General features: G+C 41.7%; 14 protein-coding genes and 2 rRNA genes. 6 read left to right on the top strand and 10 right to left on the bottom strand.

Features of this window, described 5'->3' with window-relative positions; translation table 11 throughout:
• Positions 1-80 precede the first annotated feature (80 nt).
• Complete coding sequence (locus J2X69_RS17300) at positions 81-530, bottom strand: KTSC domain-containing protein (protein ID WP_310106110.1); 450 nt, start codon at positions 528-530, stop codon at positions 81-83.
• 402 nt (positions 531-932) lie between these two features.
• On the opposite strand from J2X69_RS17300, the gene J2X69_RS17295 reads away from it, so the two are divergent.
• Both J2X69_RS17295 and J2X69_RS17290 read left to right on the top strand, forming a co-directional pair.
• Positions 933-1,613 carry a response regulator transcription factor gene (locus J2X69_RS17295; protein ID WP_310106107.1) on the top strand — a complete coding sequence of 227 codons (681 nt, stop codon included), beginning with the start codon at positions 933-935 and terminating at the stop codon, positions 1,611-1,613.
• Positions 1,613-2,995, top strand: a complete 1,383-nt coding sequence (locus J2X69_RS17290; protein ID WP_310106104.1) for an ATP-binding protein — start codon at positions 1,613-1,615, stop codon at positions 2,993-2,995. The genes J2X69_RS17295 and J2X69_RS17290 overlap by 1 nt, the downstream gene beginning before the upstream one ends.
• A gap of 206 nt (positions 2,996-3,201) precedes the next feature.
• Here the strand turns inward: J2X69_RS17290 and J2X69_RS17285 are convergent, their stop codons facing one another.
• The gene (locus J2X69_RS17285) at positions 3,202-4,125 is read right to left on the bottom strand and encodes a DUF4625 domain-containing protein (RefSeq protein WP_310106101.1); all 924 of its coding nucleotides are present in this window, start codon (positions 4,123-4,125) and stop codon (positions 3,202-3,204) included.
• Between the two features lie 441 nt (positions 4,126-4,566).
• Here J2X69_RS17285 and J2X69_RS17280 point away from each other — a divergent pair, with 441 nt between their 5' ends.
• From J2X69_RS17280 to J2X69_RS17270, 3 genes are all read left to right on the top strand, one after another.
• Positions 4,567-4,887, top strand: coding sequence for a hypothetical protein (locus J2X69_RS17280; protein WP_310106098.1), 321 nt, complete (start codon positions 4,567-4,569; stop codon positions 4,885-4,887).
• A 100-nt stretch (positions 4,888-4,987) separates the two neighbouring features.
• Positions 4,988-7,348, top strand: a complete 2,361-nt coding sequence (locus J2X69_RS17275; protein WP_310106094.1) for a TonB-dependent receptor — start codon at positions 4,988-4,990, stop codon at positions 7,346-7,348.
• Between the two features lie 2 nt (positions 7,349-7,350).
• Positions 7,351-7,836 (top strand): thioredoxin fold domain-containing protein, encoded by a 486-nt coding sequence (locus J2X69_RS17270; RefSeq protein WP_310106092.1) that lies wholly within the window; start codon positions 7,351-7,353, stop codon positions 7,834-7,836.
• 180 nt (positions 7,837-8,016) lie between these two features.
• On the opposite strand, the gene J2X69_RS17265 is transcribed toward J2X69_RS17270, so the two are convergent.
• The 4 genes from J2X69_RS17265 to J2X69_RS17250 all read right to left on the bottom strand — a co-directional run bounded on the left by J2X69_RS17265 (position 8,017) and on the right by J2X69_RS17250 (position 16,057).
• A complete protein-coding gene (locus tag J2X69_RS17265) occupies positions 8,017-11,280 on the bottom strand; it encodes a hypothetical protein (protein WP_310106089.1) in 3,264 nt (1,087 codons plus the stop codon).
• 3 nt (positions 11,281-11,283) lie between these two features.
• On the bottom strand, positions 11,284-12,171 hold the full coding sequence (locus J2X69_RS17260; protein WP_310106085.1) for an ABC transporter ATP-binding protein: 888 nt from the start codon (positions 12,169-12,171) through the stop codon (positions 11,284-11,286).
• A gap of 266 nt (positions 12,172-12,437) precedes the next feature.
• Positions 12,438-13,730 carry a DUF4374 domain-containing protein gene (locus tag J2X69_RS17255; RefSeq protein WP_310106082.1) on the bottom strand — a complete coding sequence of 431 codons (1,293 nt, stop codon included), beginning with the start codon at positions 13,728-13,730 and terminating at the stop codon, positions 12,438-12,440.
• Between the two features lie 14 nt (positions 13,731-13,744).
• Entirely contained in the window at positions 13,745-16,057 is a 2,313-nt protein-coding gene (locus tag J2X69_RS17250; protein WP_310106079.1) for a TonB-dependent receptor plug domain-containing protein, read from the bottom strand.
• 501 nt (positions 16,058-16,558) lie between these two features.
• Here J2X69_RS17250 and J2X69_RS17245 point away from each other — a divergent pair.
• Positions 16,559-17,572, top strand: a complete 1,014-nt coding sequence (locus tag J2X69_RS17245) for an AraC family transcriptional regulator (protein WP_310106076.1) — start codon at positions 16,559-16,561, stop codon at positions 17,570-17,572.
• A gap of 23 nt (positions 17,573-17,595) precedes the next feature.
• Here the strand turns inward: J2X69_RS17245 and J2X69_RS17240 are convergent, their stop codons facing one another.
• From J2X69_RS17240 to J2X69_RS17225, 4 genes are all read right to left on the bottom strand, one after another.
• A complete protein-coding gene (locus J2X69_RS17240) occupies positions 17,596-19,866 on the bottom strand; it encodes a DUF5916 domain-containing protein (RefSeq protein WP_310106073.1) in 2,271 nt (756 codons plus the stop codon).
• A gap of 100 nt (positions 19,867-19,966) precedes the next feature.
• Entirely contained in the window at positions 19,967-20,344 is a 378-nt protein-coding gene (locus J2X69_RS17235; RefSeq protein WP_310106070.1) for a transcriptional repressor, read from the bottom strand.
• A gap of 479 nt (positions 20,345-20,823) precedes the next feature.
• Positions 20,824-20,935: ribosomal RNA gene (gene rrf / locus J2X69_RS17230) — 5S ribosomal RNA — on the bottom strand.
• Between the two features lie 99 nt (positions 20,936-21,034).
• Positions 21,035-21,132, bottom strand: a 23S ribosomal RNA gene (locus J2X69_RS17225); the annotation flags it as partial.

The raw sequence follows: 21,132 nt of genomic DNA, 5'->3' as shown, positions 1-21,132 counted from the left end.
CACAAGGAAACAATAAACATGTTGTCGTCTGTAGGCACAAACTACAGTTAGGAGGGGGAACAAACACGATTAGGATAACCTTAAACCTGCTCCAAACTTTTCTTAGTCTTTCTATAGGTATAATTGGGGTAAATAGTCCGCTTGGCAAAACGGTTTAGCTTATCAGTATTGATCATTTTATGGTAGACTTGTGGAGTCACGCCAAAATATTCGTAGGTAGATCCGTCAAGAAAGGTAATTTCCAATACTAATCCTTTATGATGATAATCTGCAATTCCCCCATTGTTAATCGTTTCTGTATAGGCTGCCAAATTAGCTTCTAAGGTCTCAGGCGCTATACTCACCAAAAAATGATACCCATCAATAATCCTTCGACTTTGAATTTCTGCTTCTACCTGTAGAGGATCTCCATTTTGGAATTTGTCAGGATGCCACTCCTTAACCAAATCCCGGTAACTTTTTTTCAAGGTCTTCAAGTCGATTTCCTTTTCAACTCCAAAGAGTTTCTTGTATTCATTTATGCGCTTCATTCCGTGTTTTCTTTGCGGGCGCAAAGGTACGTCTTAATCCGACCTTAATTACTATCCTGCCTCAGCTTTATGAGGATGAATTTATCAGCCCCTACTGAGAATTAATCGATTGACTCAATTATAATCTCCAAGCAGCTCGTCGTAATTATACTTGTCTCTAAGAATCAAACCACTAAGGATGCTGAAGACATGCTTTTTTAGGCTGCTGACTCCTTGGGGCCATCGGAGTATTACAGGGGATTTACACTTTCTTTCAGTAAAAAAAATATGATTTGGGAGGAAGAAAGACTGTTCCTGTAATCGTACTATTTAGAGAAAATGTGTTTGAAAGAAATCTTGAATCAGCTGCCTCCAACAAAAAACTAAAGCCATTAAGAACGGCAGATTTGTAACTTTGTCTCAATGAAAATTCTCATAATAGAAGACGATCCAAGGGTAGCAGAACTCATTCAGAGGGGTTTGGAAGAGCAGGGCTTTATTCCGACACTGGCCTATGACGGGCTTTCAGGTAAAAAACTTGCACAACAAATCGACTACGACCTGATTATTACCGACATCATTTTACCGAAATTGGACGGGCTGGACTTATGTAAATTCATTCGGCAGATCAAACCCAATATACCGATTATTATGCTGACGGCTCTTGGGACAACCGACGATAAGGTGGAAGGCTTTGACGCAGGAGCAGATGACTATCTTGTAAAACCTTTTGAGATGCGGGAGCTTTTAGTCCGCATCCGGGCTTTACTGAAGCGAAACAACAAAACAGCAACCGGCACCGGTAATGTATTAACGTATGCCGATCTAGAAATGAATTTGCATACGAAAATTGTAAAGAGAAACGGGATCGAAATCAGCTTGACACCGAAAGAATTTAATCTATTGGAATACATGCTTCGCAACCCTGAACGGGTTTTGTCAAGAGTAGAAATTGCCGAAAAAGTTTGGGAAACAAATTTTGATACAGGCACAAATTTCATTGATGTTTATATCAATTACCTAAGGAAAAAAATTGAAAAAGAATTTGACAAAAAACTCATTCACACCAAATCGGGGATGGGCTTTATTTTGAAATCCGGATAATGCAAATCAGAACACGATTAACTATATTATTCACTCTTATTACAGCGGCATTATTGTTAGTGTTTGCTTCTGTTATCTACTATTCGGCAAAGGAAGATCGTGAAAAAGAATTTTACTCATCCTTAAAAAAGGAAGCCATCACCAAAGCCAATTTATTTTTCGACGCAAAGGTTGAAAAGAAAACACTGCAAGATATCTACCGCAGTAATCGACTAATTCTTCATGAAGTGGAAGTTGCCATTTACGACAATGCGTTCAGATTGCTCTATCACGATGCAGTTGATATTGATTTTGTAAAGGAAACACCTGAAATGATAAATGAAATTTATCAAAAAGGGGAAATACAGTTTTACCAGGAAGATTGGCAGGTAATTGGGTTAAGGTATGAATTTGAAAGTAAAAACTATATAATTACCGCCACTGCTTTCGACCAATATGGTTACAATAAATTGAACAGCTTACTTAAAAACATTATTGTTGTTTTTATCATTTCCATTTTGTTCATCTATATAGCCGGTCGATTTTTCTCCAAAAAAGCATTTGATCCCGTAAAGGAAATGACGGAAAAAGCCAAGAAAATCTCCGCTACCAATTTGGATCTAAGACTAAACAGTAACGGCAGTAAGGATGAGCTTTCAGAATTGGCAAATACATTCAATGAAATGCTGGGCCGATTGGAAAACTCCTTTGATTCACAGAAAAATTTTGTCTCCAACATCTCCCACGAATTACGGACTCCACTAGCAGCAATCATCGCCGAATTGGAATTATCCCTGACTAAAAACCGTAACATCGATGAGTACCAAGCTGCCATTCAAAACTCTCTCAGTGACGCAAAAAAGTTAGTCCGTCTTTCAAACAGCTTGCTCGACCTCGCCAAAGCCAGTTACGACCCCTCCGAAATTTCATTCAAACAAGTAAGAGTAGATGAAGTGCTTTTAGATGCGAGGCATCAGGTGCTACAAGCAAACTCACATTACAAAATAGACATCTATTTTGATCAGGATTTTGGCCCCACTAGTGATCGGGGAGACAATGAAATTTTGATAAACGGAAATGAATATCTTTTGAAAGTAGCCTTTATGAATCTTTTTGAAAACGGGTGCAAATTTTCTGAAAACACGAGATCCAACGTCAATATCAGTCATAGCCCATCACTTTTAACTCTTAATTTCATAGATGAAGGCATTGGCATTCCTAAGGAGGATTTAAAAAACATCTTCACTCCATTCTATCGGGGCGAAAACAAAATATTTGCGGACGGCAACGGCATTGGGCTTTCACTTACCCAAAAAATCATACTCCTTCACAAAGGCACTATTTCAGTCACATCTGTTCCTTCAAACGGAACTGAATTTAGAGTTGAGTTACCCCATCTCTAAGTCCTTCTAATAAAACTCTATTCTTTTTCTAGTAGTATTCTAACAGCCCCTTTGACGGGGCTGTTAGAATTTTGCTGCATCAAACTGATTTAAAAAGATCTGTCTTCAATCTTGCCTTTTTCCATCAATGTGCGTGAAGATGCAATCGAACTAAGTACTCATCACCCGGAAACAGTAGGTGGGATAACATGAACCGGTTTTGCCACTTAAAAGCCCGTCACTTCAAATTCAAGGTAGTAATGGGTACTGATGTTATGGGTGGTGTTGGTGTAGACTACTCCATAGTAATAATCCCCATTCCCCCATGCTTTATCCGCTCCGATTGAATTGGGAGAAGGTATATTGTTATCAGTTTCAGCCCCAATTTCCAGTTCCTGAGGAGCTCCATTATCAGGAAGTCCCAAATAATTGGTAAAGAAACTCACTTCCTCCATCCCCTTGTGTTCCTTCACATCAGCTACTATTACTTTCGAGAAGTCAATGTTTTCAATAGTCTCCGGAAGATGATTCGCACTCTTTTTAATAATAAGCACGTATAATGTTCCCTCGTCTTTTACATTCTGTATATCCACATAGGAATTAAGCATATCTCCTTTTGCGAAAGTTTCGCCCTGATTCATAAACCCTCGGTTCAGGATATAAAAGTAACCGCTGTCAACCTTGTTTACCATCAGGGAGTACACCTCAGGGTTTACCGGAAGACTTGCCCCACTGACCAGTTCTATCGAATGTTCCTCTTCATATGTATCTCCATTTTCATCATGTACCCGTATAATGAAATCGTAATTTCCTTCCGGTGCATCAGCGGGTATTGTAAAATGCTTGTGCACATTGGTGTTTTTTAATCCTTTATACTCATCCCAAGCAATCTGAAAAGACCATTCTTTTGCATAGCTGGCATCAGCTCGCTGACTGATAAGAACTTGCACTTCATCAATCCGCGTAGACACTTCTATATCCATATCTAAATGAAAATCCCTCCCAATAATTCCTTTTCCATTGTTCCCGGAACCGATTTCTAAATTTTCAATAGACACAACTAATTCATCTGGAATTAGCTCATCATCATCTTGGCAGGAAAAGAGTATGGCAGAAAATAGAAATACCAAAAGCAATTGAATGTTTTTCATAGTACTGAATCTTTGTTTGGGGATAGCTATGTGTCAGGACAGCTTAGAACAGCCCCATGAAAGAGGTGAAATCATCATCTAAGCAGCCTGCTACACATGCAACAAAGGTGCATATATTTATTTTGATACAACTAATCTCTGTTTCTAAATTTTTAAAAATCAAAATGAGCGGTTCGAAAAATCAGTTGAAAGGCTCAAGGTTTATTTATTCGGTGGAGAGGAGATTATTCCCTTGGCTGCTAAATATCTCAGAGCACAAAATGGGAGAGCGAAACGATATTATCCCCAAACTAACTTTATATAAAATGCAACAATATTGCATTTATGGTTAATTAGCGCTAGTTTTATTTTGTGTTAGTAAACGGAGACTTTCCTAAAAACCTTAGTAGCTGAAATTTGAACTCCATTAAGCGTATTTCAATAATAATCCAGCTAATCGTGATGCTTGGTATCCTAGCCAACGGCATCATTTTTTTGCATGCTCACCGGACCGATTCCGGAGAGCTGATCACACACGCACATCCTTATTCAGCTGATTCTGATTCTCCCGATGACCCCGGGCACTCGCACACTGAGCAAGAGTACAAGTCACTGGAATTTGTGAGTTTCTCAGAATATGTCCCATTTCTTGTTCTGATAGAGATTCGCCCATTCACAGGCACTATCAAAGCAGAACAACTTACAAAAGTCACGGGGCACCTGTCCTCGTTTATTGTTAGCCAAAAGTTTGGAAGAGCTCCCCCTCTATCTATGCTCTTTTAATCCACTGCTTACCGGTATTTTTTTTAGTGACAGAATCTGCTTTTTCGAGTCCGGTTCTATCGTCACACCTGATTCATCTTGCAAAAAAACACTACAACACATGCGACAGCTATATGTAATTATATTACTATTCATCAGTACAGGCCTTCATGCTCAGCAAACAGGCATCTTGAAAGGCAAAATTATCTCCCGGGGCAATCCTGTGCCTTTTGCCAATGTTTTTGTAGATGGTACGTCTATTGGGACTACTGCCACAATTGATGGAGAGTTTACTTTGGAGAAAATACCTGTAGGAAAACAAATCATACACTTCAGACTGATAGGATATCAAACTAAAAAACTGACACTCCAAGTGAAACCCGGGCAAAATGATTACCTGGAAGTCAATTTATTAGAAGACAATCTGGACCTAGGTGAGACCGTGGTCAGTGCCACTAGATATGATCTGGATCGTAGTCAGGCTCCTGTGGTAGTCAATGTGCTGAGCAATAAGATCTTCAAGGCAACCCAATCAATTTCTATTTCCGAAGGGTTAAATTACCAGCCCGGAGTTCGCATGGAAACGAATTGCCAAAACTGCGGTTTTACCCAAGTTCGAATGAACGGCCTCGAAGGAGCCTATTCCCAGATCTTGGTCAATAGCAGAGCTGTGTTCAGCGCACTAAACAGCGTATACGGACTTGATCAAATCCCTACGAATATGGTAGAACGGATAGAAGTGGTCAGAAGTGGTGGGTCGGCGCTCTTTGGATCCAATGCCATAGCGGGAACCATCAATATTATCACCAAAGACCCCGTAGAGAACTTATGGGAAATAGGGTCAAATTTTGCGATAATCGGTGGTAAGGCACTGGACAATTCCGTTAATTTCAACGGATCTTTTGTCAGTGAAGATCTAAGCAATGGTGTGACATTCTATGGCATGACCCGAAAAAGAGAAAGCTATGACCACAATGGAGATGGTTTTACCGAACTGCCTGTACTGGAAAACTATGTCATCGGAACCAAATTTTATGTAAAACCTTCAGACCGATCCAAGTTGACCATCGATCTCAATGCAGTTCAGGAGCATAGAAGAGGTGGAAACTCACTCGATCTGCCACCACCTTTTACTGATATTACAGAACAACTGGATCACAGAACTTACATAATAGGAGCAACTTTTGATCAGTTTAGCGTGGATAGACTCACCAAAACTTCTTTTTATGTCTCTTCCCAAAACACTACACGTGAGAGTTACTATGGAGGGCTTGGAGGAGGAAGAACCAAGCAGGACAGCACTACCGCTGCCAATGCCTTCGGAAACACCACTGACATCGCTTTGGTAGCAGGGGCGCAGGCTTCCAGAAGCCTAAAAAACAATGACATGGTGGTCGTGGGTATAGAAAATCAATACAGCAAGGTGGATGATGAAATCAAGGGATATAACAGAACCATCAACCAGCGTGTCAATAGCCTTGGTCTATATGGACAATATGAGTGGAAACCTATAAACTCATTTACTGCGCTACTAGGGGGAAGGTACGACTTAGTGACTGTAGAAGGCAACTATACCTTATCTTCAATTCATCGGAAGTCAGAACTGTCTATAGGAGTATTCAGTCCCCGGTTTACCATGCTGTACGACATCGCTCCCACCCTACAATTTAGAGGCGGATATGCCCGCGGATTCAGAGCTCCCCAAGCTTTCAATGAAGACCTCCATGTCTCTTCGGTAGGAGGAGAACCACAATTCGTCATCTTATCAGATGATTTGAAGACTGAATTTTCAAATGCATATTCCGGATCCTTTAATTTCACGAGAAATTTTGGAGACACACAGGTTAACTTACTTTTGGAGGGATTCTATACTGCACTTGAGAACCCCTTCACCATTGTCAGCGCAGGCGCTATTCTTCCCAATGGCTCTATCTTGGGCGAAGTCCAAAATGGCAGTGGGGCCAGGGTGAGTGGAGGAAACTTCCAACTCAGTGCCTCCCCTTCCAGAGAATTCACCTTCGTGGCCAGCGCCACGCTACAACGGTCTAAGTATATCGATCCCCAAATCTTGTTCAGTCCTGAAGAGGCAGATGAAAACGAACATGAAGTGACATCATCGTATTTTGTCAGATCCCCTAATTCATACGGTTACTTTACCGGCGTCTGGAATCCCTCTCAAAAACTGGGAGTGGACCTAACAGGCACCTATACAGGATCCATGATTGTACCGCTGGTAGTATCAGAGACTGGTTTCATGGAATTGAGAAACTCGCCTGCTTTTTATGATATGAATTTGAAAGTTTCGTATCATCTGCATCTTGCCAAAAATCTGAATATCACCTTCAGCGCAGGTGCACAGAATATTTTCAACAGCTATCAGGATGACTTTCAAGTGGGCCCTACAAGAGACTCAGATTATGTCTATGGCCCTGCAAAACCAAGAACTTTCTTTGTAGGAATAACGATCGGGAACTCAAAGTAAAAATGAAAGCTATTATCCTGCCTTTCTTTTTCATTTGCGTTCTGCTGTCTACTCCAGTAGATAAGACATATGCCCAATCAAGCGGAATAGAATGGCTTAGCTTTGAGGAGTTGGATGCTAAAATAGATCAGGAACCAAAAAAAGTCCTGATCTATTTTTATACCGATTGGTGCACTTACTGCCGAAAGATGGAAAAAGAGGTTTTCACCAACACTAAGCTTATTGATTTGATCAATCAAGAGTATTTCGCAGTGAAATTTGATGCAGAGTCGCAAGAAGAAGTGACATTTGATGGGATTATTTTCAGGAACCCTGATCAAAAAAAAACAGGCAAAAAGGGGATCCATGAACTGACCAAACTATTGGCAAGCCGTCAGGGTCAATTCATTCCGCCTACATTTCTGGTTCTTGATAAGGATTTCACCGTGACATCACGCCACTTTGAGTACTTACACAGTGAGGCATTATTAAATATCCTGGCTAAATAGGGCATGCTGAAAAATGCTAGTAATAGATCGAAAGCTATCATTTTGAATGATTAACCCGTTTTTGATGCGAACGGTTTTTCAGCAAGCCCTAAATAGGAAAAGTTGCTCACTGAACTCCGCATTAGCGATACAGAATTCGGACACTCGCCCTCCTATTTCGTTTTGACCAAATCTCCCCCATTAGTTTACCTCCTCAAACTGTACGCGAATGCTTTCCCTATTCTCTGTAGGTAACGAAGACAGAAGCTGCTCATACAGTGATTTGAATGTCCGGTTTCCATCCCCCTCTTTCTGATCCCAGCTTTTCAAAACACTATAAAAAAGATTCGGTTCCAAGCCTTTCATCATTTGATACAGGGCAACAGCTCCCTTGTTGACTTCCAGATAATCTATCCCATCGGCATATAGTAAGGGAGGTTCCTGATTCGGTTCATTATTATGGTCTTTGCCATAAATCTCAAGCTTCTTTTCCACCAGAAGATCTGCTGCTTCCTGTCCAAGACTCTTTTCTACGAAGTGCAAGGCAATAGCTTCAGGCAAAGCGACCTTGAGCATATCTGCCCCCTGTACATTCGCTATATGAATGTGTTTATTTATCCATTGTTTCGACAGTTCACTGACTACAGTCAGATATAAATAGGATTTTTCTTTAAGTGCTTTTGTGTCGGCTACCCAGCCCTCTTTTTCGGAAATGGCTATCATATTCGGATAGGCATATCGTGCATCGTGATATCTGTTGATTTCTGTCAGACGCAGTTCGTCATAGGGGTATTTCCCCAGGTTTTCCTGCACGTATTCTATACCCTGACGAATAGCATCCTCATAAATCCCCGTATTGAAAGAATGCCTGACATCCCCCAGTATCCGGTAGGAAACACTCTTGGCTTGTCCTTCTAACTGCACTACATATTTTGCAGACCCGATATGCCAATTGAAAGGCGCAGGATCTTTCACTTCAAATTGATAATAATTTCGGTCATGTTCTTTCCATTGTTCTGTCAGTTTGCCGGGGGCAATACACATCTGATCTGAACTAGTGCTCAAGGTGATTTTTCCGGCTACCCAAAAAGCATCTTTAGCATAGGCATCTTCATTTTGAGCCGATAAATCATCCAAGACAGGCATTCTGGATAGCAGCTTAGTCAGACCTTCGTCTGTACGTTTTCGGTTTTCGTCCAGTTCACGGCTATCGTCGTACCCTATGACCGGCAAAAACTCACGGATACTACCAAAGGAGCCGTTAAACATAAGATCAGCCTGGGGATTTTCTCCGCTAGGACTAAAACCCACGTATTGTTTTTCAGCTTCCAGTTGCAGTGTCACAACCTCACCCCCTGAAAGCGGATTAGGTAAATGATAGGTGATCAGATGATGTAATTCGTCTTTGCTGACTTCTTTCAATGATTGGTTATCAAATTTGAGGTCCGTGAGCTTCACGAAATCTTTGAAATTAAGATAAAGAACATCAATAGTTTCAGAGGAAGGGTTTTTAAGCGTAATAATTGCTTTGTAAGTTGCTTTCCTTTCCTCAGGATAAAATGCCAGTTCAAGATCTACCTTCTGATACCTAGGCTGGGCTAGTTCTTCGAGATGCTTGTACTTTTTCTCATAATCAGCTGCTTCAAAATCTTCCTGCGAAGAAGATTTGAAATTTCCATTGGAATATGCCTGGGCACTGATGTAATACTGAAGTGCCAAAAATATTCCCAGAAAAACTATTACTGCCAGCTTAGCATATGAATTCAGCTGTTTCCCTGAGAACTGAAGCTTTCTAAACCAGCTACGTGGATAGCCGCGATCCCAAAAGAGAATCCCCAGCATCACAAATACGACTGCCAATGAAGCCCACATTATAAAAAGCCAAAAGCCTGCGGTTGCCCAAATCCCATAGCCACTGATTTCAGAATAATCTTCCATTCCCGGCACCAGAGGATATCCGAATCTCACCTGCTCGAATAGCCCCATATCAAAGGAAATAATAGTGATCAGAAAAATGCCTACACTGATAATATGGGTTGTATATCGACTGCAGGTAAGTCCTGCAATGAAAAACACGAAGCATATCTGAAGCACAAATGTCAGCCACCCCCATTTATATCCCAATACATCTGAAATATAAAGGCCTAAATCGATTTGCTCCATGCCTCCTAAAGCAATCTGGGAAATCACCCCCACCAGAATGAATACCAGGCAAAGGATCAGTGCTACCCCACACATGGCCAAGAGCCTCGACAACTGGCTTACCCATACGGGTACAGGAAGGGCATCGGTAATTTGCCAGATATTTATGGTCTTATCTTTAAAGAAAAGTTCCCCTGCCCATATCATAAGAAGAAGTGTAATAATCACCCCCCAGGCCAATCTAAAAAAAGTCATCCCCGAAGTGAGCGGCATTTCAGGCCCAATGTAATACCCCGCATTCCATAGCAGATTCTGTAAAACTATCATCAGTACCAAAACACCAATAATGATCCTGAATGATGAAGGTCTGACTATATTGTTAAACTCAAGTGAAGATAATGTAAGTGTTTTTTTAAGCTGATCAGAAAGAGTGAAAGAAAGACGTGGAACAGGGATCTTGGAAGTCCAATTCATGAAATTTGGAGACACTGTATCCCTGATGCTTTTTTCTTTTTTATTGCCTGCCCGGATAAAATCCTTGAAACTGAACTTTCTATAAGCCAACACGGTGAGTATAACACTAACTCCCAGCCACATCAACCTGTTAATCAGAAGATAACCGGATAGCTGCACATATGCATGGTTTTTGTCAAATGTGGAGAGTTTGTCGAGATATTCGGAGATCGTCACATAGCCGTTTGGATCTGCAATCAGAAGTAGCGGTGAATAGCCTGATGACTCAGCAGTAGTCTGCATCAGCAGGAAGAACACCACTACAAGAAATGCAGCAAGGTAGGCCACATTCATGCGCTTGGTATACACCAGAACACATATAATTATTGAGTTAAACAATAATAAGTTGGGAACGAGAAAAACGGTCATTCCATGAAGCATCTGCCCTATGGGCGCGGCTCCGAAGCGGTGAGCCTCTCCGATTCCCGAATATGGAACCAAAAGCATTCCGAAAAAATATCCTGTAGCCAGTATCACATTCACACAAAAGGCTGCTAAATATCTTCCTATGAAAAATTTCTTTTCATTTACGGGTAAGGTATACACCCAATTGGCCGTCTTATACTGTATATCCTTGTAAAAAAAACTGCCGGTAAGGATCACAATCATAATAACCATCAACATACCCAAACCCGCAAAATTCTTGTAAAAGATGGAAGGCGCATTCATGAGAACCCCATCGTTAACGTAGTAATCAAAGGTTCCTTTGGTGTACCAAACTCCCTGAAAAATCAGCATAAGAAAAAATACCAGTGAGATCCAATGGGTGAGGCGTTCTTTGAGTTGAAACTTAATAATACTGGTGATCATAGCTTAGGCAGACAGAAGTTTTTTATTCTTGGACAATTGGTTGAAATAGGCATCTTCCAGCGTGGGGATTTTCTTCCAAAAATTGCCATCAGGAATGTCGTCAGCCACCACTGTGATGAGCATTTTCCCCAGATGAAACCTACTGGAAATCACCTTATACTCTTCGTAGTAATGTGACAACTCCTCTTTGCTCACCTGTATCTCCCAGAGCTGCCCATCAAGGGATTCTTCTATCAGATCAGGTTTGCCCGTAAGCAAAACTTCTCCATGGCCGATGATAGCCATTTCGCTGCACAAGGTGCTCACATCTTCCACTATATGTGTAGACAGAATGACTACGGTATTTTCACCTATCTCTGAAAGGAGATTATAAAATCTATTTCGCTCCGCAGGATCCAAACCCGCTGTGGGCTCGTCCACGATAATCAATTGCGGAGATCCCAATAAGGCCTGCGCAATACCAAACCGCTGCTTCATTCCTCCCGAGTAACCATCCAACCGTTTTTTTCTAACATCCCATAAATTCACTTTCTGTAGAAGTGCGTCCACATGCTCTTTGCGCTCATTGGCATGGACTATTCCCTTCATATCCGCTACATGCAGCAAAAGCTCCTCGGCAGAGACATTGGGATAGACACCGAAATCCTGCGGCAGGTATCCCAGTACTTTTCGAAGTTCCTGGGGTTTTTGGAACGCATCAATTCCATTGAACACAATTTGCCCTTGATCAGCATCCTGTAACGTGGCAATAGTCCGCATCAACGTACTTTTTCCTGCGCCGTTTTGGCCCAAAAGACCAAACATCCCCTTGCCAATCCTTAATGAAACATGGTGAAGGGCACGAACTCCATTACTATATGTCTTCGAGAGATTTTCTATTACTAATTCCATGATAGGTTACGATTTTCTTTGTAGTCAAATAAATTATGATTCAAGTAAGAGGGATTCTTCTTATCTAAAAAGTTAGTCAAAAGGCAATTTTCTAGAGAAGAAGGAGTGCTCCCCCTTATTGATCAGATTAATTCCTCTTCCGTGTAAAATGCTTTTCGTGAAAATAGAGCTTCAGGATGCTGAACGGTAAAGTCTGCAATGCCCTTTTCAAACCTAGAAACACGTAGTTTTAGCTTATACCATATCTGGATAGGCAATTCCCAGGACTACTCCAATCCCATCAACACCGGAGAGCCATTGGTTGAGAATGTTTTCGAAGATGTCATGGATCCCAAATTAATTTTCATGATATAGGACTCCTCGTTGGTCTCGAAAGGCACATAGGCATTATTTCCTTCAAATACACATCGGGCAGACAAAGCTCCTTTGGTCAACTGGGAACTGACCCGTTCGGCAGATTTGGAATAGAGATCGAAACTCCACCATTGAAAAATAGGATCAAGGTAATAAGACCAGGGATTTTCGGGATTAATGGCGTTAGGATCCTGTACGGCAGCCAAAAATTTACCATTTCCGTAATATTCAAAATTCAGTACAGGATTGCCGTTACCTTTCGAAGCTGATTCCAGATCAAAATAATAGCCAGTATCAAATTCAGTCATCCCACTTTTGATTCTGAGTATAGCTGCCGGTTTGCCGAAAGTCGCCCGTTGGTTGCCCCATAGATTGTGGCAAAGTATGTAGACGTCTCCATTTTCGTCCTTTTGCATAAAATAAGAGCCTCCGCCAGAATTCCACGACCCTGCAAATGATGCACGTTCATCAGATATAATAGATAAAACTGCCTCCGAATTATCGTTGGAATTCACATTTACCTTTTCCAAATCGATGACCATGATGGCACATGCAGAGGTAGCCGGAGTGTAGCTTGCAAAATCATTGATATAATTAAGTGCAGCATACATGTACTTTCCACTGATGAGTAGTTCTGTTACTGATTCAATATTAATGGCAGTTCCTGTTGCGGGAAAGCCTGTCACCTCGTTTAGCCTCGACCATGCACTGAAGTCTATTTTCCCTGTCTTTTGCATCGTAGTCGGATTGAAAATGACAATGGATGACTGACTTGTACCTCCTACAAATGCAGTTTCTGTATCTTTGAAAAGAATATTTCCCTGATAACCCAACTCTGTCACATTGACACTCCCCAGCAGTGTTGCTTTATTCGCTGCGGTGAGTTTCCATTTTTGAATTCTTGAACCCACATAATCATTGATATATACATAACCATCATGACTGTAAGCCCCTACCCCCGATGCAGGAACCACTTCCTCCGCATCCCGATTGTCCACCGTACCTGAAATCTCGAGTGAACTCAGACTTTGGAGATAAAATGCTGCCGTTTGTTGATCTGCATTGGCTACACGGGTGATAAGTGCATATTTGGCGAGTTTGTCCTTATCCCTGTCTATATCCGGAGTGGGATCATCATTGCCACAGCTAATCAGTAGGTATGAAACCACGAACACTCCGATTTTGCTAATTAGATTATTTTTCATTTTGTAAATCACTTTTATTTTGACAATAATATTCTGGCTTTCAAATAGATACTCCTACCCGCTTTTTGTACTGAGAAGTTATCGTATGCCTCTTCATTAAATACATTCCTGCATTCCAGCCCCAAGCTCCACCGTTCAGAGCCATTGAGGTAAGAAATCATAAGATTGTTGATCCCTTGAGCGGGAATGACCTCTTTGGATGATGCTCTTCCGTCAACAGCCCAAGCACGAAAAAACTCATGTATGTAATTGAAAGAATACCCAAACTGAATCGTCCCTTTAAATTTTTCGGGATCCTGAAGTGTATAATCAAGTCGGCCGTTTCCGAAAAAATAAGGTGTATTGGGAAGTCTAGCCCCGATGTACCTCCCGGGCACTTTCCCATAGGAATCCCCCTTATTAAGTGTGATGTTCTGAAAGGTACTATTTAGGGAAATCATAAAATTTTTCATCGGGCTATACGTGACATCCGCCTCCCCACCATAAGTTTCTGTGTTTAACAAGTTCAGGAAGGAAGACAGGCCCGTGGAGATTGCGCTCAGAAAGATGCGGTCAGAAGTATTCCTATAGAATGCACTGATAGATGATGTGATTTTTTTATCCGCTGCATTATATTGAATTGATGTATTGATATTTCGGCTTTTTTCGGGAACCAGCGTAGGATTAGGGCCTATATTGATGTAATCCCCGAAGACTTCCTGACTATCCGGCTGCCGGACAGTATATTCAAAACCCAGAGTATAATTAATTGCTTTTGACAACCTCCATCTCAACACGTCCCCAAATCCAATGTCTGAACTGAACGTATTCAGGTAGCCATTAAAAGTTTTGTCGGCTTTAAGATTGACAGCATAGGAATGGCTGTAAAAATGCTTCACAGAGAAAATATTGGTGATAACCTCGCCGAAAAACTCACTTTCCAAGGCCAGCCCAATGTAATTTTTGAAGAGGTCTTGGGGAGTTTTAAAGGGATCCTCTTTGTAAGTGGAAGCACCTGCTTTGTCCTCCCCGACGAGCCTCTCGAAGGAAGTAAGGGTACTTAAATTCAACCGGTAGTTTTTGGCTAATGAGTAATTTAAGCTAGCTCGATAAAAAAAGTTCTTGTTGAGAAGAATTGGAGTTCTCCCATCAGCGTAGATTCCGCTTTCGCCTTTGAGACTTTTTGGCACAAAACTTCCATCCCAAAAATAAGTCCGGGAAGCGGTGTCCACAAAGGACAATTCAGTCAGATTGAAACCTGCCATCATGGTGGCATCCCACTGATCAGGCTTCTTGGATGACTTCATCCACGATAGAGCGGAATTAACAGACCACTGATCAGAAACAGGCTGTCCCCAGGGAATGTCGGCGGAGAAGCCATGCTGCCATTCTCTCATGATCTGTGATGCGGAAATGATCAACCTGAGATCATTGGCCCATGCTAGATTATTAATTCCCACTTGCCCACGGGCCATCATAGAAGTGTATCCGTCATGAAATCGACGTACATCCGCCAATGCTGTATTACCCAGCTCATCAATTGGCACTTCGCGGTCTTTAATCCAATAATTATTGTCAGAATGGCTATAGGACACATCCATTGCTGCAAAGTATTTTCTCCCTACTCCAAAGTACTTTTTCGAGTTGAGCCCGGCTTCATGTGTATTCCAAGAACCAACGGTATAATTCACATCCAGAAAATCCGCGTTGCTCTTTCGGGAAACTAGATGAATTATACCCCCCAAAGCATCTGAGCCAAACTGTACAGGAATCAACCCCTTATACACCTCTATCCTATCGATCATATTAGGAGAAATATTATTGATATTATAAGCGTCTCCCATCAGGTAAACAGGAATATTATCCACAAAAACCCGAACCCCCTTCCCGTCCAAACCGTGAAGCATAATATTCGACTGACTTCCCATTCCTCCTGACTGCCTTACTCTAATTCCCGGCATCTGATTGATCAGCTGAGCCATAGGTTGTGGGGTGGAACGAATAGCATCTAGGCTGAGTACATCCGGAGCGTAAGGTGTATTCCGAATTAGATCGGACTGGGATCCCTGAATGGTCACAACCCCCAATTCCGTAGCTTTTTCCTTTAATATGATCTTTATCCTGTCCTGCGGAAATTGCGAATCAACTATCCTGTGTTCTGATCCATACCCTAGCAAACTCACATGAAGTGTCACCTGTTGGAATTGGCCAAGTATGAAAGACGCTTCCCCTGATTCATTTGTAATAGAAGCCAAATTCAGCTCAACAATTTCCACAATTGCTCCCGGGATAGCCACTTCGTTGTCATCAGTAACCAGAACAGTCAGGCTATTGTCTTGAGCTGCCAAACTCCTTGTGGATAAGACACCCCCGAATAAAAAAATCAAAGAAAAGAAATAAAGCCTCGGTGGGTTAAAGTTACAGTCGTGGTTGAGCATCATAAATACAACAATGTTGCATTTTATAGGTTTAATCGTTTAACTTTACCGGTATCACTATTTAGACCTGATCTAAATAGTGATACCTTCACACAAAGATTATCAAATGAAAGCGGGGAAGTTTACGCATACCGGATTATCTCTTTACGAAATTGGGATTATCCATGGCGCTTTAGATTTGCTCATATGAAATCGGGCATGTCGAAATCGACACACAGAGGGATGATTATAAACCCTGCGACCTGCCTGCCGCAGGCAGGGATTCCATAGCCTGCCCCGACTAATTCGGGGTGGCTGTTGAAGAACAAATTATAAACACATGAAATCGAGCACGACTAAAAAGTCACACACCGGGATGATTATAGATCTTGCGAGATTCCATATGGCCTTTAAAAGATTAATTATAATCATATGAAAGCAACTATTACAACCGAGGACCTAATGGAGATCATTCATGAAAAAGAATTTCCTCCAAACTTTAAAAGTGAAGAGGGCTTGAGTGAGAGTATTGTTCAAACAGAATTCAAAGGTGCGCAAGCTTATCTGAAAGAGTCATATTTTGATGGGGTGGCTATAGGTGAAGGAAAATATTCATTTAAGGATAAGTTTATAATCCAAGGGGGGATTGATACACCTATACTTGAAATGCACTTTAGTCTACAAGGTAGGTCTGAAGGGAGAATCAGCGATCTGGGAGGAAACTATGCTATGGAAGTACGTGAGCATAACCTTTTTTACATGGTGGAGCCCAAAGGAGTTTTTAAGTTTGAGGAAAATTCTCATTTGGAGATTTTGGAGATTACGTTCACGCCTGAATACTTCAAAAAATTTGACAACAACGATAGCAGGATAATAGAGCAATACATGGACGCGATAGAAAAGCAACGTCCGCTGTTCATGCCCAACAACGGTAAAATAAATCCACTGATGGAGAACACTATTCGGCAGATTTTAAATTGTCCTTATAAAGGGTCCGTCAAGCGCATCATGCTTGAATCCAAGATTCTGGAACTATTGGCCCTGCAGACTGAATCTTTGGAGCAGACGTTGAATCCCAACTGCACGTGTGGAAATATCAAAAAATCTGAAATAGAAAAACTACACCACGCAAAATTATTAATGGAGGGACGCCTCGATACGCCTCCCACGATATATGAGCTTTCGAGAATAATCGGCCTCAATGAGTTTAAGCTCAAGAGCGGATTTAAACAACTGTTCGGCAATACTGTTTTTGGCTATATCTCAGATTATAGATTAGCTATTGCCAGAGAATTTATTTTGGAAACGGACAGATCATTTGCGGAAATATCAGACATGATCGGCTATAGCCACCAGCAGCATTTCAGCACTGCTTTCAAGCGTAAATACGGAATCAGTCCAATCGATCTAAGAAAAGGTAAATCAGGTTACTTATCTCGTGTATAGGCAACTAAACAGCCTCCCCTTTCTTAAAACTGCTTTAGAAAGGAAACTTTGGATATGGTAGACTGATTTCTTAGCGTAGTCTCCTGAACACGGCTTTCGTTGAACACTACATACAAAAAGCTCAGTGGAGCAAATTCCCAGCTTCCTCTCAAATTAATCCTCCCTTGAGAATCGAAGTTGTTGTATTGATAAAATCCGGATAGCTGCAGTCTTGGATTAGCAGCCAGTCGAACTCCCACTGAGTACAACGAAGTGCTGAAATCAGCCAGTTCCGACCCGAATTTCTCGAAATCATTATATTCGTAATTCACTTCCAAAGATGCATGGGGAATGGGAGCAAATCTTCCTGTCAGTGAAAAGCTGTTTAAGTCTCCATTGTAATAATCCCCCAATCTTACGATAGCATTAGCTGAAAGCTTCCGGGATTGATCTGTTCTATACTGAAACTGGTGACGGATATTTTGATATCTGCCCGCTTGAACCGGCTGATCTAATATTGGAAAGGAAAATTCAAAATTCTGCCAGCTGGGAATGACCGTATAGGTAATCATCCCATTGGAGCGTGTAAAAATGTACACGGGGAAAATCTCCAGTGATATTTCCTGTGTCTGTAGGGTGTTCGCCGTTTGGTACCAATTTACAAATACCCCCGGATCAGCGCGACGGATCCACTTACTAAACCATCCCTTAGTCGGACGCCAGATGAAATACCCTCCCGGATTGTGATGAATAATATTCTGACCAAACACAAAACCCATTCCCGGCTGGTATTTTCTGTCAACCATGTTACTCAGCCATCCCAAGTACCATTTGTTGGGAGTGTACCCTACAAACAATGACCCTGCAAACCCAAGTGAATCATACGAATTTTCGCGGCTGGAACTTGCCAAATATTGGATTGTCCAATTGTCATTAGGCCGAATCAGACCGTCAACAGTAAGTGTGGTGTTTGATTGCCTGTCCGTTCCCAATTCTGCCGAACGTTCGTCAAAGCGTTGGTTGAGCATCACACCGATGTTATTCTGCTTTCCATAATTCTTAAGGTATCGAAGCACTGAAAAACTGACAGGCGATTGAAAATCTGTTCCCTGCTGATGTACATACATGGCCGCCAGTGTCCTTTTCTGATTTCTGTCAGTATATCTAATCCCTCCATTGATAGGCACAGGATCGGCATTGAACTGGCTGTTGGACAATCCTATCGTTCTGCTGAAAAATGGGCGTATAGCTCCATTGTCCGCCCCTGCATATACTCCGCTATTCTCCAAGAAAAACTGCCTTCTTTCAGGAAAATACACATTAAAACGTGTAAGGTTATTCACTGCCCGATCTACATCCGCTTGCGCAAAATCCGTGTTGTAAGTCAAATCCAGCACGGCACTCGGCGAGACAGCCCATTTTATCTCACCTCCTGCTTTCCACTGAGTCCGACTAGTTTGTTCACCGTTTTGATTCCGAATATCCTCTACCTGTATCAGGCCATATGGCTGAATACGAAAGTTGAGTGAAGGAGGCGGCAGTTCCAGCCCCTTCAATTGCGCGGCATAAGTCATCCTATCAGGAGAAAAAGCCTGCGGAATGGCAGGAAAAACGGTCTTCTCGTATTCTCTTCTAGCCAATCGGGCAAGGGTAATCCCCCATGAAACCTCCTCTCCTTCAGGATTATCATAACGAAGAGATTTAAAGGGTATGGCCATCTCAACCATATAGCCGGAATCAACCAAACTTGTTCTAACTTTCCAAAGGGCATCCCAGTCACTATCCCTAAATGAATCATCAAAAACCTGAAGATCAAGCTGGTTTCCATAGGGAGTTGTCTGAAAACTCACATTAAATCTCTTGAGATTCTGGGGGTCTAACTGAACCGAGAATCTATCGTTTTCGCTGACGATAAAATCCCTCCGTAAATCCTGAACCCTGACACCCTTTTTGCCGAGACTATCCTTACAAAATGCGCCTATATAAAGATGAGTTTCATCGAAAAGGATTTTCACTTCAGTTGGAAACTTCACTGTGCCCCCCTGCCGAGGTTCCATCCTGAAGAAATCATTCACTACATGCGCATTCGACCAGCTCACTTCATCAAGCTTCCCATCAACAGTTATTTTCTCATTCACTTTAGTCACCCAAATCTCCAATACATGCTCTGGTGGAGCAAAATTTTGGGGAGATTGTGCGAAATTCAAACGGGTACATCCTATAAAAAGTAGTACCAAAAGATACCCACATCTAATGTATTGAAGATATATGCCTTTGGTTTTCACCTTTGGTTCATGAACCTGACTTAACATCATTTTCTCTAAATCGCGATAACTTAAAAAACACCACCGGTTAAAATAAAAAGCATGAATATTGCCCACTCACAAGTAGAAGAGTTCGCTACTTGCCTACCTATCATATCTTTTGTGATTCTCTACATTCCGGACAGAGACCGGTTATCGACAAATATGAAAAATGAATTTGGTGCATCAACGGGCCATTGATAGTCACTGAATCCTCATTCAATTTGGTTACACTCCTACATGCATTGCATGAAAAATGGATGTAACTATTTCTATTATCCTTCGGAGACTGTGAACCAAAGCGAAACGTACCGTCAACTCCGGCAACCTTATAGATTGCTCCTTCCTGCTCCAACCGCTCAAGAACTCTATAAATTGTAACTCTACTACATATTTCTCCTATTAGAGCTTTGATCTCCGGGTACGATAGAATATGGTCTGAATTGGTAATAACAGCTAGAATTTTTCTTCTGGCAGGCGTATTTCTCATAAATCATACGTAAGATTATTGTTTTGCAATAATGTTGCAATAAAACAAAGAGATTAAATATACGCAACATTATTGCACTTAAGTTCAGATCACATTTATTCCCTTTCTCACAAAAAAATATTAAACCCTTCAAGGGCAAACTTCATAGGAATCACAAGGGTAACCTGCGCCCCGATACTGTACTCGATTTAATAAGAACTACAAACTCCACTCACTTTGCTGATGCATTAGAGGTGAATTCCCTTAATTAAATAGTGCAATGATGTCATTATGAGAAATCCGAAGAAAATGAAATAGCTCCAAGGCAAAAACCTTAATCCCTATCCACCAACAAAAAGGAACATGGGTTTCCAAATAGCCTGCTGCGGGATAAGAGCTTTCAAAAAAGTGACGAAATCCGCAGCTTAGAAAGAAATGTATGGGGAGAGAGGGTATAAACGCAAAAAGACCCGCCGGAATTAACCAACGGGTCTGAATAAATGAGGCGGCGACCTACTCTCCCGGGTGTAACCCCAGTACCATCGGCGCTGCAGGGCTTAACTTCTCTGTTCGGGATGGGAAGAGGTGGGACCCCTGCGCCAGGCCGCCTAAATCTTTGTGGTGTGACCACTTAATAGCTTAAGTTCTCCGGTCTTCCGTCTTCCGACTTCGGACCCAAACAACATGTCTTGGCAGAAACTGTAACAAACGTACCGTAAGTTTTTGGGCAATTAGTACTACTCGGCTATGACATTGCTGCCTTTACACCTGTAGCCTATCGACGTCATCGTCTCTGACGGCCCTATTTG

This window comes from Algoriphagus sp. 4150 (assembly GCF_031457395.1).
Taxonomy (GTDB): Bacteria; Bacteroidota; Bacteroidia; order Cytophagales; family Cyclobacteriaceae; genus Algoriphagus.
Note: the sequence above shows the minus strand (reverse complement) of the source record. Positions and strands in the feature narration are given on the sequence as shown.